General features: G+C 63.0%; 22 protein-coding genes and 1 tRNA gene. 18 read left to right on the top strand and 5 right to left on the bottom strand.

From position 1 onward, the window contains the following. Positions 1-13: 13 nt before the first annotated feature. On the bottom strand, positions 14-733 hold the full coding sequence (locus IZV00_RS07855; RefSeq protein WP_196224151.1) for a queuosine precursor transporter: 720 nt from the start codon (positions 731-733) through the stop codon (positions 14-16). A gap of 87 nt (positions 734-820) precedes the next feature. On the opposite strand from IZV00_RS07855, the gene IZV00_RS07860 reads away from it, so the two are divergent. Continuing rightward, positions 821-897: transfer RNA gene (locus IZV00_RS07860), tRNA-Arg, on the top strand. A gap of 95 nt (positions 898-992) precedes the next feature. Here the strand turns inward: IZV00_RS07860 and IZV00_RS07865 are convergent. Continuing rightward, positions 993-1,343, bottom strand: coding sequence for an antibiotic biosynthesis monooxygenase family protein (locus IZV00_RS07865; RefSeq protein ID WP_196224152.1), 351 nt, complete (start codon positions 1,341-1,343; stop codon positions 993-995). A 176-nt stretch (positions 1,344-1,519) separates the two neighbouring features. Beyond that, a complete protein-coding gene (fsa, locus tag IZV00_RS07870) occupies positions 1,520-2,173 on the bottom strand; it encodes a fructose-6-phosphate aldolase (protein WP_196224153.1) in 654 nt (217 codons plus the stop codon). Between the two features lie 140 nt (positions 2,174-2,313). On the opposite strand from fsa, the gene IZV00_RS07875 reads away from it, so the two are divergent. Then, positions 2,314-2,979: a DUF2490 domain-containing protein gene (locus tag IZV00_RS07875; RefSeq protein WP_196224154.1), complete on the top strand. Its 666-nt coding sequence runs from the start codon at positions 2,314-2,316 to the stop codon at positions 2,977-2,979. Between the two features lie 45 nt (positions 2,980-3,024). After that, a complete protein-coding gene (locus IZV00_RS07880; RefSeq protein WP_196224155.1) occupies positions 3,025-5,196 on the top strand; it encodes a primosomal protein N' in 2,172 nt (723 codons plus the stop codon). A 184-nt stretch (positions 5,197-5,380) separates the two neighbouring features. Here the strand turns inward: IZV00_RS07880 and ada are convergent, their stop codons facing one another. Further along, positions 5,381-6,445, bottom strand: a complete 1,065-nt coding sequence (ada, locus tag IZV00_RS07885; protein WP_196224156.1) for a bifunctional DNA-binding transcriptional regulator/O6-methylguanine-DNA methyltransferase Ada — start codon at positions 6,443-6,445, stop codon at positions 5,381-5,383. A 104-nt stretch (positions 6,446-6,549) separates the two neighbouring features. Here ada and IZV00_RS07890 point away from each other — a divergent pair, with 104 nt between their 5' ends. From IZV00_RS07890 to IZV00_RS07925, 8 genes are all read left to right on the top strand, one after another. Next, on the top strand, positions 6,550-8,097 hold the full coding sequence (locus IZV00_RS07890; protein WP_196226565.1) for a S1C family serine protease: 1,548 nt from the start codon (positions 6,550-6,552) through the stop codon (positions 8,095-8,097). Between the two features lie 200 nt (positions 8,098-8,297). Beyond that, positions 8,298-8,852 (top strand): F0F1 ATP synthase subunit delta, encoded by a 555-nt coding sequence (locus IZV00_RS07895; protein ID WP_196226566.1) that lies wholly within the window; start codon positions 8,298-8,300, stop codon positions 8,850-8,852. 2 nt (positions 8,853-8,854) lie between these two features. Continuing rightward, positions 8,855-10,384, top strand: coding sequence for a F0F1 ATP synthase subunit alpha (gene atpA, locus IZV00_RS07900; protein WP_196224157.1), 1,530 nt, complete (start codon positions 8,855-8,857; stop codon positions 10,382-10,384). Between the two features lie 114 nt (positions 10,385-10,498). Further along, on the top strand, positions 10,499-11,383 hold the full coding sequence (locus tag IZV00_RS07905) for a F0F1 ATP synthase subunit gamma (protein WP_196224158.1): 885 nt from the start codon (positions 10,499-10,501) through the stop codon (positions 11,381-11,383). Positions 11,384-11,407: 24 nt separating this feature from the next. Beyond that, on the top strand, positions 11,408-12,853 hold the full coding sequence (gene atpD, locus IZV00_RS07910) for a F0F1 ATP synthase subunit beta (protein ID WP_196224159.1): 1,446 nt from the start codon (positions 11,408-11,410) through the stop codon (positions 12,851-12,853). 140 nt (positions 12,854-12,993) lie between these two features. Then, positions 12,994-13,248 carry an ATP synthase F1 subunit epsilon gene (locus tag IZV00_RS07915; protein WP_196224160.1) on the top strand — a complete coding sequence of 85 codons (255 nt, stop codon included), beginning with the start codon at positions 12,994-12,996 and terminating at the stop codon, positions 13,246-13,248. Positions 13,249-13,471: 223 nt separating this feature from the next. Continuing rightward, positions 13,472-15,001, top strand: coding sequence for a CpaF family protein (locus IZV00_RS07920; RefSeq protein WP_196224161.1), 1,530 nt, complete (start codon positions 13,472-13,474; stop codon positions 14,999-15,001). A gap of 186 nt (positions 15,002-15,187) precedes the next feature. Continuing rightward, the gene (locus tag IZV00_RS07925) at positions 15,188-16,051 is read left to right on the top strand and encodes a DMT family transporter (protein ID WP_196224162.1); all 864 of its coding nucleotides are present in this window, start codon (positions 15,188-15,190) and stop codon (positions 16,049-16,051) included. Here the strand turns inward: IZV00_RS07925 and IZV00_RS07930 are convergent. Further along, complete coding sequence (locus IZV00_RS07930; RefSeq protein ID WP_196224163.1) at positions 16,043-16,474, bottom strand: OsmC family protein; 432 nt, start codon at positions 16,472-16,474, stop codon at positions 16,043-16,045. The genes IZV00_RS07925 and IZV00_RS07930 overlap by 9 nt on opposite strands. Positions 16,475-16,560: 86 nt before the next feature. Between IZV00_RS07930 and IZV00_RS07935 the strand changes: the two genes are divergently transcribed. From IZV00_RS07935 to IZV00_RS07965, 7 genes are all read left to right on the top strand, one after another. Next, entirely contained in the window at positions 16,561-16,926 is a 366-nt protein-coding gene (locus IZV00_RS07935) for a PRC-barrel domain-containing protein (protein WP_196224164.1), read from the top strand. A gap of 129 nt (positions 16,927-17,055) precedes the next feature. Next, positions 17,056-17,730 (top strand): RBBP9/YdeN family alpha/beta hydrolase, encoded by a 675-nt coding sequence (locus IZV00_RS07940; RefSeq protein ID WP_196224165.1) that lies wholly within the window; start codon positions 17,056-17,058, stop codon positions 17,728-17,730. A gap of 96 nt (positions 17,731-17,826) precedes the next feature. After that, positions 17,827-18,018 (top strand): YezD family protein, encoded by a 192-nt coding sequence (locus tag IZV00_RS07945; RefSeq protein ID WP_196224166.1) that lies wholly within the window; start codon positions 17,827-17,829, stop codon positions 18,016-18,018. 173 nt (positions 18,019-18,191) lie between these two features. Continuing rightward, positions 18,192-20,636: a TonB-dependent receptor gene (locus tag IZV00_RS07950; RefSeq protein ID WP_196224167.1), complete on the top strand. Its 2,445-nt coding sequence runs from the start codon at positions 18,192-18,194 to the stop codon at positions 20,634-20,636. 150 nt (positions 20,637-20,786) lie between these two features. Continuing rightward, on the top strand, positions 20,787-21,659 hold the full coding sequence (panB, locus tag IZV00_RS07955; protein WP_196224168.1) for a 3-methyl-2-oxobutanoate hydroxymethyltransferase: 873 nt from the start codon (positions 20,787-20,789) through the stop codon (positions 21,657-21,659). Positions 21,660-21,733: 74 nt separating this feature from the next. Next, on the top strand, positions 21,734-22,432 hold the full coding sequence (locus IZV00_RS07960) for a tetratricopeptide repeat protein (protein ID WP_196224169.1): 699 nt from the start codon (positions 21,734-21,736) through the stop codon (positions 22,430-22,432). A gap of 10 nt (positions 22,433-22,442) precedes the next feature. Beyond that, a complete protein-coding gene (locus IZV00_RS07965) occupies positions 22,443-23,792 on the top strand; it encodes a PQQ-binding-like beta-propeller repeat protein (protein WP_196224170.1) in 1,350 nt (449 codons plus the stop codon). The last annotated feature ends 57 nt before the right edge of the window (positions 23,793-23,849 follow it).

Here is a 23,849-nt window from a genome sequence, read left to right on the forward strand (position 1 = left end):
AGGAAAAGTGCCGCTAGATCCGCGTCCGAAACGGCGTAAAGTCCGTCCCCTCATCATAGACGTCCAGCCCCTCCGCGCGCTTCAGGCTGTTCACCACCAGATAGGTCAAGGGCGTCAGCACCGCCTCCCACGTCACCTTCAACATCCAGTTGGTGACCATCACCGTCAGCACCTGCGCGTTGCTCCACACGCCCACAAAGGCCAGCGGATAGAAGAGTAGGCTATCCACTCCCTGCCCCACGATCGTCGACCCGATCGTCCGCATCCACAGATGCTTGCCCTGCGTCAGCAGCTTCATCTTGGCCAGCACGAAGCTGTTGGCGAGTTCCCCCGCCCAGAACGCAGCTAGCGAAGCAAAGACGATGCGCCACGTATTGCCGAACACCGCCTCATAGGCCTTCTGGTCCGGCCAACCCTCCGCCGGAGGCAGCTTCACCACCACCCAGCTCATCAGCGCCATGAACAGCATCGCGCCAAAGCCCGCCCAAACGCATCGGCGGGCGCGGGCGTAGCCATAAACCTCGGTCAGCACGTCCCCCAGCACATAGCCAAGCGGAAAGAAAAGGATGCCAGCGCCGAATGTGAAGCCACCAACCGTCGACAGCTTCGCCGCCCCGATCAGGTTCGACAGCAGCAATATGGCGACGAACGCCGCGATGAAGAAATCGAAATAGCGCATCGGCCGCCCCGAAAGCGCCTGCGCATCGATTTTCTGAACCCCCAAATCGGTCATGCGCCCTTGCATATCGGCTACCCAAGCAAATGCAATGGCAGGCATGATTGCGCGCGGGCACAAGCCCCGCTATCGAAGCGCGGATGCGGCCCCGTAGCTCAGCTGGATAGAGCATTCGCCTTCTAAGCGAATGGTCACAGGTTCGAATCCTGTCGGGGTCGCCATCTTCCCTTACAGACGCCAGCCGAACAACAGCATTAGCAACCCGGCAATCAGGATCGCGGCGGCCAGGAAACCCCAACCAAAGTCGAGGCCGTTCCTATTCGCCATCGAGCGGACTGTCTTGCGGCCGCGCCCGCACCAGCAGGTCGTCGGTCACCGTCATGGTGAAGATCGGATCGGCATCTGCGGGCACTTCAGCGATCGCATCGACAAAGGCGGCCCGGGTTTGCGGCTCATCATAGACCATCTTCTGGTCGAAAGCCGCGCGCCACGTCTCCTCGTCCGGCCACTCCGCATAGCCGACAAAGCGCCCATCGGCATCCCGGTGAAGCCGCGAACCGAAACTGCCATATTTTTCGCGGATCAGGTCAGTCCCGCGCCGCCACGCCGCCCGGAACTGATCTTCCTTTCCCGGATGCACCCGCCACCAATAGACCGCGACGAACATCGCACCTCTCCTTTATAGGAGAGAATGATGCGAGAGCCGAGAGGTTGCGAACCAAGCGGAGAAAGCACGCCCCCTCCGTTCGGGCTGAGCTTGTCGAAGCCCTTTCCTTCGCATTTTTTAAGAAAAGGAAAGCCCTTCGACAGGCTCAGGGCGAACGGTGGGAGATGTTGTGAACCTTAAAGAACCGACTGCCCGGTCTTTTCCCAATCCGCCAGGAATCCGGCGATACCCTTGTCGGTCAGCACATGGTTGAACAGCGCCTTGATGACCGAAGGCGGCGCGGTCATCACGTCCGCGCCGATCTTCGCGCTTTCCAGCACATGGATCGGATGCCGCACGCTCGCCACCAGGATTTCCGTGTCGAACGCATAATTATCGTAGATCAGACGGATATCTTCGATCAGCTTCATGCCATCGAAGCCATTATCATCATGCCGCCCAACGAAGGGCGAAATGAAGGTCGCGCCCGCCTTCGCCGCCAGCAGCGCCTGATTGGCCGAGAAGCAGAGCGTCACATTGACCATCGTGCCTTCGCTGGTCAGCGCTTTGCAGGTCTTGAGGCCATCGATGGTCAGCGGCACCTTGATGCAGACATTGTCCGCGATCTTCCGCAACACGGCGGCTTCCTTCATCATCGTCTCATGGTCGAGAGCGACGACTTCGGCGGAAACGGGGCCATCAACGATGCCGCAGATTTCCTCGACCACTTCCATGAACTTGCGGCCCGATTTGTGGATCAGCGACGGGTTAGTGGTCACGCCGTCCAGCAGACCGGTGGCGGCAAGGTCACGGATTTCGTTGGTGTCAGCGGTATCGACGAAGAACTTCATGGGTCTGCTCCGGGGCGGGATGTGCGAATCGGCTCCCCTTTAGCGGCTGATCCCGGCTTTAGCCATTATTGCCAGCGACAGGCTTTACGGAAACAGCGCGGTAACATTATGACGGCCCACCTTCTCAAAGGACCGTCCCCATGCCCGCCTTCCCCGCCAGCCGCCAGTGCCGGGCAGCCCTTGCCCTGCTGTTCCTGGGCATCAGTCCCGCCGCGCGGGCTGCCGAAGAGGAACGGCAGCTATGGCTCGGCGCATCCGCCACAATGAAAGCTACCCCCAGCGACATCGTTGTGATTGACATCGGCCACCGCTTCCGCCGCGATCAATCGGGTGGCGAACAGCAACTCGCCCGCATCATGCTCGACCATGCGGTGGCGGATGGCGTCCAGATAGGCGGCGGCTTCGCCTTCTTCCACTCTGCCCCGGAGCAGGAGCTGCGCACCTTCCAGCAGTTGACCCTCACCCACGGCATCTGGCAAAGCCGCACCCGGCTGGAGCAGCGCTTCTTCGACACGGCGGACGAGGCAAGCTGGCGGCTACGGCAGCGCATGCAAGCGTCCGTCCCCATCGACACGGCCAAGCGTTGGACGCTAGTCGCAGCAGGCGAGCTTTTCTTCCACCTGAACCGCGCCAAGCCGAGCGATAAGACCGGCCTTGCCGTCATGCGTCAGCAAGCTGGCCTACGCTACGCGCTCAGCAAGTCGATCGACGTCCAGGCACTATACATGCGCCAGCAGAGCTTCCGGGACGACCGGCCCGACGCCGTCCTCCATGTCCCCTGGTTGACGCTCAACTGGAAAATCTGAACGCGCCGCCTTGCCTCTTGCCTCTCAGCCGATAGGGAGGGGCAGATGAGTTCGCGCGCCCGTGTCATCCTGCTGAACGCTGCCCTTGGGCCGCTCGACTATCGCGTGCCGCACGGCATGCAAGTGACGCCCGGCAGCATCATTGTCGTCCCCCTCGGCCCCCGGCAGCTTGTCGGCGTGGTATGGGAAGAGGATAGCTTCCCCGATGTCGAAAGCGTCGGCGACAACCGCCTGCGCAACATTGTCGGACCGGTGGACGCGCCGCCGATCCCCGAAACCCTCCGCCGCCTCATCGAATGGACGGCGGACTATTATCTCGCCCCCGTTGCGTCGGTGCTGCGCATGACGCTGGCGTCCATGTCGGCGCTGGAAGGCGCGCGCACCGTCATCGAATACAAGCGCACTGGCGCCCTGCCAGACCGCATGACCGACCAACGCACGCAGGCGATGGAGCGCATCGGCGAACGCCAGGGACTGATCCGCGAACTGGCCCTGATCGGCGGGGTCAGCGACGCGGTCATCCGAGGTCTCGTAAAGGCAGGCGCGTTCGAACCGGTGGAAGTCAGCATCGACACGCCCTTCCCCTGCCCCGACCCCGATCATGCACCGCCGCAGCTGTCCGATGGCCAGGCCAACGCCGCGACCGAATTCGTGGACGCGGTGCGCCAGCGCGACTTCGCGCCCTTCCTGCTCGACGGCGTCACTGGCTCCGGCAAGACGGAAGTCTATTTCGAAGCCATCGCCGCGGCCATCCGTGAAGGACGGCAGGTGCTGGTCCTCCTGCCCGAAATCGCGCTCACCGAACCCTTCCTCGAACGCTTCGAGAAGCGCTTCGGCACTGTCCCGATCAGCTGGCACAGCGGCCTGCGCCAATCCGAACGCCGTCGCGCCTGGCGCGCGATCGCTTCGGGCGAAGCAGCGGTCGTCGTCGGCGCCCGATCCGCCCTCTTCCTGCCCTACCCCAATCTCGGCCTCATCGTCGTCGATGAAGCGCATGAGGCGAGCTTCAAGCAGGAAGACGGCGTCCACTATCACGCCCGCGACGTGGCCGTGATGCGCGGCCTCATGGAAAAATTTCCGGTCATCCTCGCGTCGGCCACCCCAGCCATCGAAACCCGGCATCAGGTAGAGCTTGGCCGCTATCGCGAAATCAAACTGCCCGCCCGGTTCGGCGGCGCGGAAATGCCTGGCATAGAGGGTATCAATCTTCTCACCGACCCGCCAGAACGCGGGCGCTGGATCGCGCCGCCCCTCATCAAGGCTATCGACGAGGTGATGGAGAAGGGCGAACAGAGCCTGCTCTTCCTCAACCGTCGGGGCTATGCGCCGCTGACGCTCTGCCGCCATTGCGGCTATCGCTTCCAATGCCCTAACTGCACCGCCTGGATGGTCGAACATCGGCTGACTAAGCGCCTCGCCTGCCATCATTGCGGCCACGTCATTCCGTCGCCCCGCTTCTGTCCGGAGTGCAAGGAGGAGGACAGCCTCGTCGCCTGCGGCCCCGGCGTCGAGCGAATCGCCGATGAAGTGAAAGCGCTCTGGCCGCAGGCACGCACCGCCATCGTCACCTCCGACACGCTCTGGTCCCCCGCCAAGGCCGCCGAGTTCGTAAAGTCGGTCGAAGCGGGCGCGGTCGACATCATCATCGGCACGCAGCTGGTGACGAAGGGATATCACTTCCCCAATCTGACGCTGGTCGGCGTGATCGACGCGGACCTTGGCCTTGAAGGCGGCGACTTGCGCGCGTCCGAACGCACCTTCCAGCAGATCGTCCAGGTAGCGGGCCGGGCGGGCCGTGGACAGAAGCCCGGCCGCGTCTTCATCCAGACCCGCATGCCAGAAGCCGAAGTCATCAAAGCCCTCATCGCAGGCGATTCGGAACGCTTCTACGAAGTCGAAACCGAAAACCGCCGCCGCGCCAACGCCCCGCCCTTCGGCCGCTTCGCCGCGATCATCATCTCCAGCGAAGATTCCGACGAAGCCGCCCAGGTCGCCCGCCTGATCGGCAAATCAGCCCCCCTGATCGACGGCATGCGCGTCTACGGCCCCGCGCCCGCGCCCCTCTCCGTACTACGCGGCCGCCACCGCCACCGCCTGCTGATCCACGCCAGCCGCCAGATCGACGTGCAGGCGGCAATCCGCGAATGGCTGGATAATCTCACCTGGAAATCAGGGACGCGGGTCGCGGTGGATGTGGATCCTTACAGCTTCATGTGAGGGTGCGTGCGCTAAAATGGACTATTCCCCTCCCGCCTGCGGGAGGGGTTAGGGGTGGGCGCGAGCAAAGCGAGCTTCAAGGGTCGCCGTTGAAGAACACCGCCAATGTTGCGAGTTCCCCGGCCCTTCAAACGAGTCACCCGCCTCGTTTGAAACGCTCGCGGGAGGGGCGATCTTCACGCCTTCACCCTGCCCCACGCTCCCGCTCCAACAAAGCCTTTTTCCGCTCCAGCCCATAAGCATAGCCACCAAGGCTACCATCACTCCGCAGCACCCGATGGCAGGGGATAACCACAGCCAACCCGTTATCTCCACAAGCCGTCCCCGCAGCCCGCACCGCCCCCGGCCTCCCGATCGCCGCCGCGATCTCGCCATAGCTCCGTGTCTCTCCCGCCGGAATCGCCCTCAACGCCGCCCAGACCGCCTGCTGGAAAGCCGTGCCATTCACATCCATCGGCAAATCCAAAGGCTCAGACGGATCCTCGATCAGCCGCACCACCTGCGCCGCCAGCGCGTCCAGCGCCGCATCTCCCGGCACGATTTCCGCCTTCGGAAAGCGCCGCCGCAGATCGCCCTCATCCTCCTCAAAGCTGATCCGGCTCAATCCCCGATCGGTCGCCGCGACCAGCACCGGCCCAAGGCTGCTCCCCACCACCACAAATCGGATTGTGACCCCGCGCCCGCCATCCTTCCACGCACTCGGCGTCATGCCCAAATGCCGATCCGCATCGACATAGGCCCGGCTCGGCGCATTATAGCCCGCGTCATAGATCGCGCTGGTCACGCTCCCTCCTCCCTCCAAAGCCACCTTCAGCCGTTCAGCCCGCAGCGACCGCGCATAAGCAGCAGGCGTCAGGCCCGTATCCCGCTTGAACAGCCGATGGAAATGATGCGGCGCATAGCCCGCATGGGCGGCGACCTCCTCCAGCGAGGGCACAGCCTCGCACCCCGCAATGAAAGCCTTGGCCGCCTCAACCGCCAACCGATCCCGCCCGACCTCATCCGGCCGACAACGAAGACAAGCGCGAAAACCCGCCGCCCGTGCAGCCTCCGGATCAGGCAAGAAGATCATATTTTCTCGCCGGGGATGCCGCGCCGCGCAGCTCGGCTTGCAGTATATGCCGGTCGTCAGCACCGCGCCCACAAACTGCCCATCCACGTCCCGATCGCGCCGCAGGAACGCGTTCCAGCAGGCATCGTCATCCATCGGCAGCGGCGTCGAGGCGGAAACTTCGGTCATCTGGTTCATGCATATGGGATAACAGGCGCGATCGGGCCAGCCTTCCCGCCTCTTGCGCTCAAAGCATTTCCCGATTGCCTCAGCCAGACTTTACCATATGAATGCGCCGCATCATGGTCGAATTCTTCCGCCGCCTCTGCCTGTTGCTCGCGCTCGCCCTGCCCGCGACGGCGCGCGCCGAACAGCAGGACATCGCCGCCGCCGCGCGCGGGGTCGTCCGCATCGCTATCGTCGCGACCGATGGCAGTGAGGCCTATTTCGTCGGCCATGGCAGCGGCTTTGCCGTCGCGCCGGATAAGGTGCTGACCAATGCCCATGTCGTCGAACTGACCCGCGAGGAAAAGAACCTCGTCATCGGCGTCGTTCCTTCGGAAGGCCGCAAAAGCTACGGCGGCCGCGTCATCGCCTACTCCCCCGGCAACGACCTCGCGCTCATTCAGCTTGAGGAAGGCCACCTGCCCGTCAGCACCTTCTATGCCGGTGCCGTCAGCGATGGACAGCATGTGACCGCGATCGGCTATCCCGGCACGGTCGATCGGGCGCAGGGCCTTGGCCTCAAGGAAATGGTGGAGCCACTCGGCACGGTAAAGACCAGCGGCAACGTGTCGTCGGGCCGGTCAAGCCACAGCTTCGACACCATCCTCCACACCGCCCCCCTCGCCGCCGGGAACAGTGGCGGCCCGCTCGTCGATGATTGCGGCCGGGTGCTGGGCGTCAACAGCTTCGGGTCCATCTCGGACGGGAATGACGCCGAGTTCGGTTTCGCCGTCTCCTGGCGCGAAGTCGCGTCTTTCCTCCGGCAGGCAGGCGTTTCCTCTCTGCGCACCGTCGTTCCCTGCCGCTCCATGGCCGAAGCCGACGCCGCAGACGCCGCGCTCACCCAGCGCGCGGCGCAGCAAAGCGAACAGTCGGAACGCGCCCGGGCCGACGCGCGCGAAGCCGCGCTGGGCAAGGCGCGCGACGCGGCGGAACGCGAAGTCATCTCTGGCCGCGAAAATGCGATGGCGGGCGCCGCCGTGCTTCTGGCGCTGGCGGTGCTTGGGTTCGGCGCGGGCGGCCTCTTCTACAGCCAGGGCCGCGAACGCCGCGCGACATGGTCGCTCGCGGGCGGCGGCCTCTTGCTGCTGGGCGCGGTCGCGCTGTTTCTGCTGCGGCCGAGCTTCTCCAGCGTGGATGAGCGCGTGAAACTGCCCGACGACGGCAGGGTGGCGGGCAACCATGCCTATGCGTGGGAAGGCGACAATGTCTGCGCGGTCGATATGAACCGCAGCCGCCTCACCGTGTCGGAGGCCAACGACATTCCCTTCAACTGGACCGGCACAGGCTGCGCGAACGGCAACAGCCAATATGTCAGCGTCGGCAATGAATGGGAACGCGCCGCCGTCCCGGATTCGGGCAACTTCATCACCGTCAGCCGCTTCGACCCGGCAACCGGCACCTTGCGCGTCCAGCGTTGGCTGCCGGATGGCGACGCGATGGACAAGGCTCGCGCCTTGCTGAAGGACGGCCCGATCAAGGCGTGCGGGACCGAACCCGATCTGCTCGCCCGGATCGCCGCCCTGCGAAGCGATCTTGCCTCCCTGCTGCCCGCGCAGCCCAACGAACGCCTGGTCTATCATTGCCGCAAGGGCCGCCTCGCTCCCCCCGACCCCGCAAACTGATCAAAATCGCGCGGCGGAAAGCGCCGTCTAATCATCTCCGTTCCATCCTTGTGACGGAATCGCGTTCCATGACTTGCATAGTCATAAAGCCGCTGCTAACCGGCCGGGCGACAGGGGATCGGGACGGATAAGACCGCGCCCCTCTTTTTGCATGACCGGCAAATCAAGTGCCAGTGAACTCAATGGAGGACGGTAAGCGCGTGGAGACTACCGGCGGCATTCAGGCTAGCCTCAGCGGACGCTACGCGCTTGCGCTGTTCGATCTGGCCCGCGACGGCAACGCCCTCGACACCGTGGCGAACAGCCTTGGTGCGATCAAGAAGGCGATCGCCGAATCGGCTGATTTCAAGAGCCTCATCAACAATCCCGTGCTGAGCCGCGACGCGTCTGGAAAGACGATCGCAGCGGTCGCAGCATCCATCGGCATCGACGCGCTGACGACCAAGTTCCTAGGCGTTCTGGCGGCCAACCGCCGCTTGTCGCAGCTGCCCGCGGTCATCCGCGCCTATGAAACGCTGCTGTCGAATCACAAGGGCGAAGTCCGCGCGGAAGTGACCAGCGCGCATCCGCTCGATTCGAACCAGATCACCGCGCTAGCGCAGAACCTCCGCGCCCGCGTCGGCCGCGAGGTCGCGCTCGAAGCCAAGGTCGATCCCGCGATCCTCGGCGGGCTGGTCGTAAAGATCGGCAGCCAGATGATCGATTCCTCCATCCGCACCCGTTTGAATAGTCTCGCCCAGGCGATGAAAGGCTGAACATGGATATCAACGCCGCAGAAATTTCGAAGGTCATCAAGGACCAGATCGCCAATTTCGGCACCGAAGCGCAGGTGAGCGAAGTCGGTTCCGTGCTGACCGTGGGTGACGGCATCGCCCGCGTCCATGGCCTCGACAACGTCCAGGCGGGCGAAATGGTCGAATTCGCCAATGGCGTGCAGGGCATGGCGCTCAACCTCGAAGCCGACAATGTCGGCGTCGTGATCTTCGGCTCGGACGCCGAGATCAAGGAAGGCGACACCGTCAAGCGCACCGGCACCATCGTCGACGTGCCCGTCGGCAAGGGCCTGCTCGGCCGCGTGGTCGATGGCCTCGGCAACCCGATCGATGGCAAGGGTCCGATCCAGTACACCGAGCGCAAGCGCGTTGAAGTGAAGGCGCCGGGCATCATCCCCCGCAAGTCGGTGCACGAACCCGTGCAGACCGGCCTCAAGGCAATCGACGCCCTCGTCCCCGTCGGCCGTGGCCAGCGCGAACTGATCATCGGCGACCGCCAGACCGGCAAGACCGCCGTCGCCATCGATACCTTCATCAACCAGAAGGGCATCAACGCGGGCGACGATGAGTCGAAGAAGCTCTACTGCATCTACGTCGCCGTCGGCCAGAAGCGCTCGACCGTCGCGCAGATCGTCAAGCAGCTCGAAGAAAATGGCGCGATGGAATATTCGATCGTCGTCGCCGCGACCGCTTCGGAGCCCGCTCCGCTCCAGTATCTGGCGCCCTACACCGGCGTCACCATGGGCGAATTCTTCCGCGACAACGGCATGCACGCCGTGATCGTCTATGACGACCTTTCCAAGCAGGCCGTCGCCTATCGTCAGATGTCGCTGCTGCTGCGTCGTCCTCCGGGCCGCGAAGCCTATCCGGGCGACGTTTTCTATCTCCACAGCCGCCTGCTGGAGCGTGCGGCCAAGATGAACGACGCCAATGGCGCAGGCTCGCTGACCGCGCTGCCGATCATCGAAACGCAGGCGGGCGACGTGTCGGCCTACATCCCCACCAACGTGATCTCGATCACCGACGGCCAGATCTTCCTTGAAACCAACCTCTTCTACCAGGGCATCCGTCCGGCCATTAACGTGGGCCTGTCGGTGTCGCGCGTCGGCTCCGCCGCGCAGACCAAGGCGATGAAGAAGGTTTCGGGTTCGATCAAGCTGGAACTGGCCCAGTATCGCGAAATGGCGGCCTTCGCCCAGTTCGGTTCGGACCTCGACGCTTCGACCCAGAAGCTGCTGAACCGTGGCGCGCGCCTGACCGAGCTGCTGAAGCAGGCCCAGTTCTCGCCCCTGCCCTTCGAAGAGCAGACCGCTTCGATCTTCGCTGGCACCAACGGCTATCTCGACAGCGTGCCCGTCAAGGACGTGACGCGTTATGAAGAGCTGATGCTCGCCTATCTGCGTCACGACCATGCCGACGTCCTCGCCGCGATCCGCGACAGCAAGGACCTGGGCGACGAGCCCAAGGCCAAGCTGAAGGCCGCGCTCGACAGCTTCGGCAAGACCTTCGCCTAATATTTAGCCGTCACCCCAGCGAAAGCTGGGGTCTCAGGCCGGATAGGTCCGACCTGACGGCCTGAGATGCCAGCTTGTCCTGGCATGACGGAACAGGATTAAACGAGACGGTATATGGCCAGCCTCAAGGAACTGAAGATCCGCATCGGGTCAGTGAAATCGACCCAGAAGATCACCAAGGCGAAGCAGATGGTCGCCGCGGCTAAGCTGCGCAAGGCGCAGGCTGCCGCCGAAGCCGCGCGTCCCTATTCCAGCCGTCTGGAAGCCGTCGTCGCCAGCCTCGCGTCAAAGATCGCGGGTGGTTCGGGCGAAGGCGCTTCGCCGCTGCTCGCCGGCACCGGCAAGGATGACGTTCACCTGCTGGTCGTCGCCAACTCCGACCGTGGTCTTGCCGGCGCGTTCAACGCGAACATCGTCAAGGCTGCCCGTGCGAAGGCGGAAGAGCTGATCAAGCAGGGCAAGACCGTGCGTTTCTACCTGATCGGTCGCAAGGGGCGTCCGGTCATTAACCGCACCTTCCCCGGCATGATCGTCGCCCAGTTCGATACGACGGGTGCAAAGGAACCCGGCTTCGACCAGGCGTCGGCGATCGCGCACGAATTGACCGACATGTATCTGAACGGCAAGTTCGACGTCGCGCACCTCTTCTATTCGCGTTTCAAGTCGGCGCTTGCGCAGATCCCCACTGAGCAGCAGATCATCCCGGTCAAGATTTCCGCCGATGCGGATCGCAACGCGATCCCTGCGACCGTGGAATATGAACCGAGCGAAGAAGCGATCCTGGACGACCTGCTGCCGCGCAACGTCACTGTGCAGCTGTTCAAGGCGCTGCTGGAAAACAACGCGTCCGAACAGGGCGCTTCGATGACCGCCATGGACAATGCGACCCGCAACGCAGGCGACCTCATCAACAAGCTGACCATTCAGTATAACCGTAGCCGCCAGGCCGCGATCACCACCGAACTGGTCGAAATCATCTCGGGCGCAGAAGCCCTTTAAGATCACGCACGCAAGGAAGCAGTCATGGCAACCACCAACAATGTAGGCCGCATTTCGCAGGTCATCGGCGCTGTCGTCGACGTGACCTTCCCCGATGCGCTCCCCGCAATTCTCTCGGCTCTGGAAACCAGCAACAACGGCAACCGCCTCGTTCTGGAAGTCGCCCAGCATCTGGGTGAAAACACCGTCCGCACCATCGCGATGGACTCGACCGACGGCCTGACCCGTGGCCAGGAAGTCACCGACACCGGCGCGCAGATCAGCGTTCCCGTCGGCCCGGCCACGCTCGGCCGCATCCTGAACGTCGTTGGTGAGCCGATCGACGAGCGTGGCCCGGTCGCCACCACCGTCACCGCCCCGATCCATGCCAAGGCGCCGGAGTTCGTTGATCAGTCGACCGACGCGTCGATCCTGGTCACCGGCATCAAGGTCATCGATCTCCTCGCTCCTTATGCGAAGGGCGGCAAGATCGGCCTGTTCGGCGGCGCGGGCGTCGGCAAGACCGTGCTCATTCAGGAACTGATCAACAACATCGCGAAGGGCCATGGCGGCACCTCCGTGTTCGCGGGCGTCGGTGAACGCACCCGCGAGGGCAACGATCTTTATCACGAGTTCCTCGATGCGGGCGTTATCGCCAAGGACGCCGACGGCAACGCGATCAGCGAAGGTTCGAAGGTGGCTCTGGTTTACGGCCAGATGAACGAGCCCCCAGGCGCTCGCGCGCGCGTCGCTCTGTCGGGCCTGACCATCGCGGAATATTTCCGCGATCAGGAAGGCCAGGACGTGCTGTTCTTCGTCGACAACATCTTCCGCTTCACCCAGGCAGGCGCGGAAGTGTCCGCTCTGCTCGGCCGTATTCCTTCGGCCGTGGGTTACCAGCCGACCCTGTCGACCGACATGGGCGCGCTGCAGGAGCGCATCACCTCGACCAACAAGGGTTCGATCACCTCGGTGCAGGCCGTGTACGTCCCCGCGGACGACTTGACCGACCCGGCGCCTGCAACCTCCTTCGCCCACTTGGACGCCACGACCGTTCTCAACCGCGCCATTTCGGAACTCGGCATCTATCCGGCGGTCGATCCGCTGGACTCGACCAGCCGCGTTCTGGAACCCCGCACCGTGGGCCAGGAACATTACGACACGGCTCGCGCGGTTCAGTCGATCCTGCAAAAGTATAAGTCGCTTCAGGACATCATCGCGATCCTAGGCATGGACGAGCTGTCTGAAGAAGATAAGCTCACCGTCGCCCGCGCCCGCAAGATCCAGAAGTTCCTGTCGCAGCCCTTCCACGTCGCCGAAGTCTTCACCGGCATCTCGGGCAAGTTCGTCCAGATCGAAGACACGGTGAAGTCGTTCAAGGCCGTGGTCGAAGGCGAATATGACCACCTGCCCGAAAACGCCTTCTACATGGTCGGCGGCATCGACGAAGCCATCGAAAAGGCGAAGAAGCTGGCTGCGGAAGCGGCGTAAACAATATTCCCTCTCCCCTTCAGGGGAGAGGGTGCCGAGCGAAGCGAAGGCGGGAGAGGGGACCGTTGAAGGCGACCTTCCTGTGCCTTCCCCTCTCCCCCGCCCTCTCCCCTGAAGGAGAGAGGGAGTAAGGAATTAGAATGGCACTGCATTTCGAACTCGTGACCCCCGAAAAGCTCGTCCGCTCGGAAGAGGTCTATCAGGTCGTCGTCCCCGGCACCGATGGCGACTTCGGCGTGCTGGAAGGCCACGCGCCCTTCATGTCCACAGTCCGCGACGGCGCGATCCAGATTTTCGCCAGCGCGGGCGCCGCGCCCGAAATCATCCCCGTTCAGGGCGGCTTCGCTGAAGTCAATGAAAAGGGCCTGACCGTCCTCGCGGAGCATGCGGACTAACAAGCCCAAGCTGACCCCGATGATGGATTGAAAAAGGCCGCCTCCAGACAGGAGCGCGGCCTTTTTCATATCGGGAAGCCAGGCCCGCCCCTGCCGGTCACCGGGCCACCCTGCTCAGCGCCATTAGCCATTTGTCAAAGTTTCCGCCCTATTCACCATTGCAGCCAATTCGGATCAGCCTGTTCCAGCAGGCGAATCCTACGGAATATCGCGGCGGAGAATTATGAGCGCGTTTGGACGGAAAAATGGACCTGCCGGTATCAAGCCGGGTTTCGGCGTAGCTCGGCCAATGCAAGGCGGCGCCCCGCGTGACGAAGCACGAGGCGGCGACCAGTTCCCCCCGCTCGACATGGCTCCCCTGCCCGCCAGCGACACCCCGGTCGATCCGCTGTCCGCGCCCACCAGCCAGATGCAGCGCAACGCCGATGCCTTGCAGCGCCTGTCCGATCGCGCCAACGCCGAACATGTCGCCGACACCGGGCCTCAAGGCTTCGAAGCCTCCGTCCACAAGATCAAGGAACAGGTCCTCCCCCGCCTGCTCGAACGCGTCGACCCGGAAGCCGCAGCGACGCTTAGCAAGGATGAGTTGGCCGAGGAATTCCGCCCGATCATCATGGAGGTGCTGGCGGAGCTCAAGCTCACCCTCAACCGCCGCGAACAGTTCGCGCTGGAAAAGGTGCTGGTCGACGAGCTGCTCGGCCTCGGCCCGCTAGAGGAATTGCTGGCCGACCCGGACGTCAGCGACATCATGGTCAACGGCCCGGAACAAACCTATATCGAAAAGAAGGGCAAGCTCCAGATCGCCCCCATCAAGTTCCGCGATGAAGAGCATCTGTTCCAGATCGCCCAGCGCATCGTGAACAAGGTCGGCCGACGCGTGGACCAGACCACGCCGCTGGCCGACGCCCGCCTGCCCGACGGCAGCCGCGTCAACGTCATCGTGCCGCCGCTCTCGCTGCGGGGCACCGCCATCTCGATCCGTAAGTTTTCCGCCAAGCCGATCACCATCGACATGCTCGCCCAATGGGGTGCGATGAGCCCGAAGATGGCCACCGCGCTCAAGATCGCTGGCGCATCGCGGATGAACATCGTGATTTCGGGCGGCACCGGCTCGGGCAAGACCACGATGCTCAACGCCCTGTCGAAGATGATCGACCCCGGCGAGCGCGTCCTTACCATCGAGGACGCCGCCGAACTTCGCCTGCAACAGCCGCACTGGCTCCCCCTCGAAACTCGCCCGCCGAACCTGGAAGGGCAAGGCGCGATCACCATCGGCGACCTCGTCAAGAACGCCTTGCGTATGCGCCCCGACCGCATCATCCTGGGCGAAATTCGTGGCGCAGAGTGCTTCGACCTCCTCGCTGCGATGAACACGGGCCATGACGGCTCCATGTGTACGCTCCACAGCAACTCGCCGCGTGAGTGCCTGGGCCGTATGGAAAACATGATCCTGATGGGCGACATCAAGATTCCAAAGGAGGCTATCTCTAAGCAGATCGCCGACTCCGTCGACCTGATCGTCCAGGTAAAGCGCCTGCGCGATGGTTCGCGCCGCGTCACCAACATCACCGAAGTCATCGGCATGGAAGGCGACGTCATCGTCACACAGGAACTGTTCAAGTTCGAATATCATGACGAAGATGACAGCGGCAAGATCGTCGGCGAATACCGCTCCATGGGCCTGCGCCCCTACACGCTCGACAAGGCACGCCAGTTCGGTTTCGACCAGCCTTTCCTGGAAGCCTGTCTCTGATCTTGCCGACAGGATAGCAGCGGACCTACCGCCGCTACATTTTCGAAAGACGAGTCGATAATTATCGCCGGGGTGGTTGCGTCATCCTGTCCGCCGGTTAAAGCAAACCGCGTGCAACCCCCTGCCCCCCTTAGTCCGCCGGAGGAGGTTCCTCCCCCGCCCCCGGTGCGTGACGAACATCCTTTGATGGGTATCGGCCTGCGCCTGCTCGCGATGATGTTCATGGCGGTCATGTTCGCACTCGGCAAGGTCGTCGGCACACGTGGCGTCAGCCTGGTGGAGCTGATCTTTTATCGTCAGGCCCTTGCCCTTCCCCTTATCGTCACCTGGGTTGCAATGACCGATGGCCTCCCCTCGGTTCGTACAAACAGGCTCGGCGCACATGTCAGCCGGACGGTGCTGGGCCTCGTCGGCATGGTTCTCAACTTCGGCTCCTACATCCTGCTGCCACTGACCGAAGCCACCGCGATCGGCTTTACCATGCCGATCTTCGCCACCCTGCTGTCCGCTCTGCTGCTGCGCGAAGCGACGGGGCCACACCGCTGGGCGGCCATCCTGCTCGGCTTTATGGGTATCATCGTAATGGTCCGCCCGGATGGGGCGCACTTTCCCCCGCTTGGCCTCGCCGTCGCGCTATCGGCCGCTATCATGACCGCCTGCATCAGCCTCTTGCTGCGCGACCTTGGTCGCACGGAAAAGGCGGGAGTCACCGTCTTCTGGTTCACCGCTCTTGCCGTGCCACCACTGGGCATCCTCATGCTGTTTGTGGGGCAAGCGCATGACGGCATGACCTGGCTGATGCTCGTGGGCGTGGGCCTCACCGGGGGCATCGCGCAACTCTGCATGACCGGAGCACTGAAGCGCGCGCCCGTATCCGTGGTGCTGCCGATGGACTACAGCACCATCATCTGGTCCACACTGCTGGGCCTGTTGATCTGGGGCGAATGGCCGATGCACACCACTTGGGTAGGCGCAGCGCTCATCATCGCCAGCGGCCTCTACATTGCGTGGCGGGAGCATGTCCGCACCCGCCGTTTCGCTTCAGCCTAGCAATTCCGCGTCCAGGCTGATCTGCGCATTCAGCAGCTTCGACACAGGGCAATTTTCCTTGGCCTTGGCGGCCAATTCCTGGAATTTGGCGTCATCGGCGCCCGGAATGGTCGCCTTCAGCGTCAGCTTGCTCGCCGTTATCGCAAAGCCGCCCTCTTGCTGCTCCAGCGTCACGACCGCGTTCGTCTCCATCTTCTCCGCCGTCAGCCCGGCCTCCCCCAAAATGAGAGATAGCGCCATGGTGAAGCAGGACGCATGGGCGGCGGCGATCAATTCTTCCGGATTGGACCCCGGCACCCCTTCGAACCGCATGGCATAGCCATAAGGATGCGCGTCCAAAGCGCCACTTTGCGTGGAGATCGCGCCCTTGCCCTCTTTCAGGCCGCCGCTCCATACCGCCGAACCACTGCGATTGATCTTCATGTCATCCTCCTGCGTGAAGAGTGGGAACCCCGCTGACCCTGCTCGGTTTCATCATCATAGCCTGATTCCTGTTCAGGAGGGTGACAATGACTGACCCGGCAGTGGAAAATCCCGGCGACCTGATCGCATCCGACCGGATCGAAGGAACCGCCGTCTACAACCGCGAAGGCGAACGGTTGGGCCATATCTCAAACTTCATGGTGGAAAAGCGCAGCGGCCAGGTCCGCTACGCCGTCCTATCCTTTGGCGGATTTCTCGGCATCGGCCATGATCATTACCCCATCCCATGGTCGATGCTGAGCTATGACACCGACAAGGGCGGCTATATCGTCGATCTGAGCAAGGAGATGCTGGACAGCGCCCCCCGTCATCTCGCCGACATGCGGCCGGAATATGACGAGGCCTATGGCCGCAACGTCTACTCCTATTACGGCCTTATATATCCTTGGTGACAGCATGCTTCCAATGCTGAACCCCAGATGAATCCAGTCGCCCAAATTTGGACACATTTGGTCGCTGAAGCATTGTCTACTTAAAGAATAGAATATACATCCGCCGTGCAATTGGACGAGGATCAGACGATGGACCGATTCGGACATCTGGGCGACGCGCGCAATCCTGTCGTGCTGACCATACCGGGTCTCAACAATAGCGGCCCTGATCATTGGCAAACCCTTTGGGAGGGCATGCGCGGCGATTGCGAGCGTGTCGATCTGGGCAGTTGGGCCAGCCCCAACCGCAATGCATGGGTTACTCGCCTTGATGCGGCGATCCGCGAAGTTGAAGGACCGATCATCCTGGCCGCGCACAGCCTTGGCTGCCTGGCCGTTGCCTGGTGGGGCGCGTTGCAGAGCCAGGCTTATGGCTGGCCGGTGACGGGCGCATTGCTGGTCGCGCCGCCTGATTGCGACCGGATGGAAACGCCCGAGACTATCGGCGGCTTTGGGCCGACGCCGCGAGCACAGCTACCCTTCCCGTCAATCGTCGTAGCCAGCCGCAACGACCCTTATATCTTCTTCGAACGCGCCCACAGTATCGCCAAAAACTGGGGCAGCAGCTTTGTCGATGCGGGCTTTAGCGGACATATCAATGCTGAAGCCAATCTTGGCACATGGAATTTCGGCCAATCTCTGCTGGAACGGCTGGTCGACAATGCACATGAACAGGCTTCGCTCATGCGGCAGATGCGGCCAGCCATTCCCTTGGCCCATCATCAACATGACCGCAAACTGGCGGCGATGCGTTTGATCGGCTGAATTCCAAAGGGGCGCGACAAGGCAAACTTGGGCGCCCTATATATTTGCTTTTTTGTCTATTGAATTAGTTGAGATAAAAGCGGCCCTGAGGTGCTTATGAGTGATAGCCGACCAACAGAACTTGCCCGCAACGGCCGCGCAGATGGCCAGCGGGCGGACATTTCCGTCAGCATCGAAAAGGTTCGCGGCGCTCTTGAAGCACTGCGTTTCGGGTCGATCACATTGACCGTGCATGATGCCCGCGTCGTCCAGATCGACGTGACGGAAAAGACTCGTCTCACCGCCTGAAAGCGGCGGGGGCCTTTAAGGGTTGCAAAACCAAGCCGCCGGACAGGCGGTTATTGATAGGCGGCAGGGGGTGGGCCGCCAACTGTCCAGTACCATTCCCAGACCATCGGTGTTGACCGGCCAACCGGAAACGCCGCGATCAACATTCACCGGACCTCCGGAAGGGGAATTTTATGATTGCGCGTTCTCTGTTGCTCGCCGGTGTGGCGAGCGCATCCATCTTTGCGTCCAGCGTTCATGCCGAAGAAGCGTCTGCGCCAGCCGCCGACGCGGCCGAGCAGGCCGCCAATCCTCGCGGCGACGTGATCATCGTCACCGCCCGCCGCCGCGCTGAAACGGCGCAGGAAGTGCCGCTGGCGATCTCCGTCATTCGCGGCGACAGCATCGAAGCGACCGGCAACTTCAACGTCGTGAAGCTTCAGCAGCTGGCCCCGACATTGCAGGTCTACACCACCAATCCTCGCAACACCTCGGTCAACATCCGTGGTCTGGGCGTACCGTTTGGCCTCACCAGCGACGGGTTCGAGCAGGGCGTCGGCATCTATGTCGATGACGTCTATAATAGCCGCGTCGCGGCCGCGACGTTCGACTTCCTCGATGTGAACCAGGTCGAAGTGCTGCGCGGCCCGCAGGGTACGCTCTACGGCAAGAACACGACGGCGGGCGCGATCAACATCACCACCAACCAGCCGACCTTCGATTTCGAAGGCCGCGCGGAACTCAGCGTCGGCAACCTCAATTACCGGCAGGCAAAGGCCGCTATTTCCGGCCCGCTGTCCGACACGATTGCCGCCCGCCTCGCGGTCGCCGCGACCAGCCGCCGGGGTACGCTCTACAACGTCACGTCGCAGCGCTGGATCAACGAACAGGACAATCTGGGCCTTCGCGGACAGCTGCTGTTCAAACCCAATGAGGATTTCAGCATCACCCTGTCGGGCGACTATAGCAAGCAAGACCCGGAATGCTGCGGCACCACCTTCGTCCGCGTCGGCCGCACGCAGCGCCCGCTGAACCGCCAATATGACGCGCTCGCCGCAGCGCAGGGCTATGTCGTGCCCAGCCGCAATCCTTATGACCGCCTGTCCGACCTCGACAGCAACCTCAATGCTGGCAACAAGATCGGCGGCGTTTCGGCGCGGGTGAAGTGGGATGTCGGCCCCGGCACGCTGACCTCGGTCACCGCCTGGCGCTTCTGGGACTGGAAGCCGGAAAATGACCGTGACTTCACCGGCCTGCCGATCGTGTCCAAATCGCAAAACCCCTCGCAACAGAACCAGTATAGCCAGGAATTCCGCTATAATTACGAAAGCCAGAAGATCGACTTCGTCGTCGGCCTCTTCGGCTTCAAACAGCGGATCGACACGCAGGGCACCGAACAGCAGGGGGCAGCAGCCGCCAAGTGGAGCCTGACCGGCGCGTTAGCGAACGATCCCACCGTCCTTAACGGCCTCACCGCCAGCAACACCCAGTGGCTCAAGAGCGAAAGCGCCGCACTGTTCGGTCAGCTCAGCTGGAAAGTCACCGACGCCCTCACGCTCCAACCCGGCCTTCGTCTCAACTACGACAAGAAGTCAGGCTTCTACCAGCGTGTCGTGACGAACGCGCAGGGCCAGGCGATCAGCTGCACCACGCCACCAGCGCCCGGCACGATTGCGGGCACCTCGCAGCAATGCGGCGTCTATCAGCCGCAGGTGAGTGCCCCGTCGGACAGCGCGTGGAACTTCACCTACGACTTCAACGTCAACTACAAGGTCGCGCGGGACGTCCTTGCCTATGCGACCTATGCCAAGAGCTTCAAGACGCTGGGCATCAACCAGAACGGCTTGCCGCTCAACATCGACAATACGGTCAATTATGACGCGGCGACGGTGAAGCCTGAATCCGTCCACCATTTCGAAGTCGGTCTGAAGACCCAATTGTGGGATCGCCGCGCGACCTTCAACATCTCGGCCTTCCGCACCACCATCAAGGATTTCCAGGCGACCGTGAACGGCGGCCAGTTCGGCACCGTGCGCGGCTATCTCGCCAATGCGGAAAAGGTCCGGTCGCAGGGTATCGAGGCGGACTTCAAGGTGGTCGCCAGTGACCGCTTCACAGCATACGCCAACGCAGCTTATACCGACGCCAAATATAAGAAATTCACCAACGCACCCTGCCCGCCCGAACTGTCTGGCGGGCCGTCGCAGCCCGCCAATGCGACACCTGACTACTCACAACCGGGCGTTCCGGGCGCCGCCAGCCCTCGCCAGTGCGACATCTCCGGTCAGGACCTGCCCGGCGTGTCGAAATGGGCCTTCTCCTACGGCGCAGAATATAACATTCCGGTGACGCTGCTGGCGAAGGAAGGTCAGGTCTATCTGGGCGTGGACGGCAATTACCGCTCGCACTGGAACTCCAACGCCTCGCCCTCACGTTATACCGAGGTGAAGGGCTACGCCCTCACCAACTTCCGCGCTGGCTTCCGTGGCGAAGGGTTCGACGTCTTCGGCTGGGTCCGCAACGCCTTCGACGTCAACTATATCGAAAATCTTCAGGTCGCACCCGGCAACACCGGCCTGATCGCAGGTCAGGTTGGTGATCCGCGGACCTGGGGCGGAACGATCAAATTATCGTTCTGATATCGTAACGATGGGCACCCCTCGGGAGCGGCCCAGCCCGGCCGCTCCCGAAACGCGTTTATTTCGCTATTTCCTTCTTTAATTCCACTCCGGCAAAACCGGACCGCCCCCCGATTTGCGCCCCCGGCCCCGCTGGAGTAGAGCGATCCCATGTCCACCACCTTCACGCTCGACACCTCCACCAGTCGCGCCAATCCCACCCCGGCGCCGATGAAGCGCCTCACCGTCCCCGCCATCCAGCGCCGCAAGGCCGAAGGGAAAACGGACGAGCCGCTGGTGATGCTGACCGCCTATACCGCCCGGCAGGCACAGTTGCTCGATCCCCATTGCGACATGCTGCTGGTCGGCGATTCGCTCGGCCAGGTCATCTACGGCCTGCCTTCAACACTCGCCGTCACGCTCGACATGATGGTCGCCCATGGCGCCGCCGTGGTTCGGGGCAGCTATCACAGCCTCGTCCTCGTCGACATGCCCTTCGGCAGCTACGAAGCCTCTCCCGCCCATGCCTTCGCCAGCGCCAGCCGCGTCATGGCCGAAACCGGCTGCGCCGCCGTCAAGCTGGAAGGCGGTCAAGCCATGGCGGAAACCATCGCGTTCCTCACCCAGCGCGGCATCCCCGTCATGGCCCATGTCGGCCTCACACCGCAGGCCGTCAACGCGCTCGGCGGCTATGGCGCTCGCGGCAAGAGCCAGGAAGAACATGCCAAGATCATGGACGACGCCCGCGCCGTCGCGCAGGCCGGAGCCTTTGCCGTGGTCCTGGAAGGCGTCATGGAGGACCTCGCCGTCGCCATCACCGACAGCCTCGACATCCCCGTCATCGGCATCGGCGCGTCGGCCCATTGCGACGGCCAGGTGCTGGTGGCCGAGGACATGCTGGGCATGTTCGAACGTGTGCCGCGCTTCGTGAAACGATACGAAAACATCGCGGAAACCATCAGCAATGCGGCCGAACGCTATGCCGCAGAAGTGCGCAATCGCAGCTTTCCCACCGCAGATCAGGTCTATCGCCCCAAAAAGTGATTTGCGCTAAGCGCCGCCGCCGCTATTGATCGCGCCTTCCACGAGCTTTTTCTGACGCATATCTGGAGACCCACGTGGCCCTGACGCCGCAAAATAGCGAAGCATTCATGCGCGAGGTCGATGAGGCCGTGCGTCAGGACCAATTGCTGACCTTCTGGCAGCGCTTTGGCCGCTGGATCGTCGCGGCCGTGGTCATCGGCCTCATTGCCTTTGCGGCATGGCTTTATTGGCAGCATTATAGCACCACTCAATCGCAAGCCGTGTCCGAGGAAATGGACAAGGTCATCTCGGCCGCTGCGGGCGGCGGGACGCCCGATGCCAAGCAACTCGACATGCTGACCGACGCCAGCCAGCCCGGCTTCCGCGCGTCAGCCCTGCTCGTGAAGGCTGGCGTCGCCGCTCGCAAGGGCGACAACAAGGCCGCGATCGCCGCTTACAAGGCTATGGCAGCGGACAGCTCGCTTGATCAGCCCTATCGCGACCTCGCCCTGATCCGCCAGACCACGCTGGAGTTCGAGACGCTTCAGCCGCAACAGGTGGTCGATCGTCTCAAGCCCCTCGCCGTCGAAGGCGCGCCATGGTTCGGCAGCGCGGGCGAACTGGTCGCCATATCCTATATGAAGATGCGCAAGCCCGATCTTGCTGGCCCGCTGTTCGCAGCGATGGCAAAGGATGCCACCGTGCCTCAATCGATCCGTTCACGCGCGCGACAGATGGCGGGCTTATTGGGCATAGATGCAGTCGAAACGCCGACCGTACCGGGACAGGGATGAAGATAAGCGCATGGGGATGCACAGCATGACGAAATTTGCGGGCACGCGCCGGGTCCTGACCGTCGCCGCGATGGTCGCGCTACTGGCGGGCTGCGGCATTATCGGGGGCAAGAAGGGTGGACCCAAGACCCCCGTGGTAGGCAACCGCGTATCCATCCTGACCAACGAGCAAGGCGTGGAGGTCGATCCGACCCTTGCCGATGTGCCCGTGTCCCTTCCCGAAGCCTATGCCAACGACCAGTGGTCACAGCCCGGCGGCAGCCCTGCCAAGGCGATGGGCAATCTTGCGCTGAGCACCTCGCCCGCCACGGCCTGGACCAGCTCGATCGAGGGCAGCACGCCTCGCGCGCGCCTCGCCTCCTCGCCCGTGATCGCCAACGGCAAGCTCTACGTCATCGACGCGGGCGCTCATGTCATCGCCTTCGATGCCGCGACCGGCGCGAAGCTCTGGCAGACCGCACTGCCCGCCGAAGGCAGCGGCCGCGCCTTGTTCGGCGGCGGCGTCAGCATCGTCGACGACAAGGTCTATGCGAGCACCGGCGTGGGCGACGTCGCCGCGCTCAGCGCCGCAAACGGCTCCATCCTGTGGAAAAAGCGCCCCGGCGGCCCGCTGCGTGGCGCACCGACGCTTGCCAACGGCCATGTCTATGTCATGGGGCAGGACAACCAGATTTTCGCGCTGAACCAGACCGATGGCGAAGTCCAATGGACCGACAGCGGCACGTTGCAGGTGACAGGCGTGTTCGGCGTCGCCGCCCCCGCCGCTGCGCAGGGCACGGTGATCGCGGGCTATAGCTCGGGCGAACTCACCGCCTACCGTTATGAAAATGGCCGCACGCTCTGGGGCGACGCCCTTTCGCGCACCAGCATCTCGACGGCCGTCGCTTCCCTCACCGACATCGACGCCAATCCGGTGATCGATCGGGGCCGCGTCTTCGCCATTGGTCAGGGTGGCCGCATGGCCTCCTATGAACTGGTGAGCGGCCAGCGCCTGTGGGAAATCAATATCGCGGGCATCTCGACACCGTGGGTCGCGGGCGAATGGGTATTCGTCGTGACCAGCGATGCGAAACTGCTCTGCGTCGCGCGCGCGACCGGCAAGATTCGCTGGATCAGCCAGCTTCGCCGCTGGGAAAAGGAAAAGAAAAAGGCGAACGCCATCCGTTGGACGGGTCCCGTTCTGGCAGGCGGTCGCCTGATCCTGGTATCCACCCATGGCGACCTAAACTATGTCGATCCGGCAACGGGCGCGGTTCAATCGGCAGTTGATATGGACAGGTCCATGTCGCTGTCGCCAGTTGTCGCCAACAATATGCTCTATATCCTTGCTGACGATGGCAAGCTGACGGCGCTTCGTTAACGCCCACGATAATGTTAGATAATCGTGCTCCTGCAAAGGCCGGAGCCCAGTTCCACG

The sequence above is a fragment of the Sphingobium sp. Cam5-1 genome (assembly GCF_015693305.1).
Lineage (GTDB): Bacteria > Pseudomonadota > Alphaproteobacteria > Sphingomonadales > Sphingomonadaceae > Sphingobium.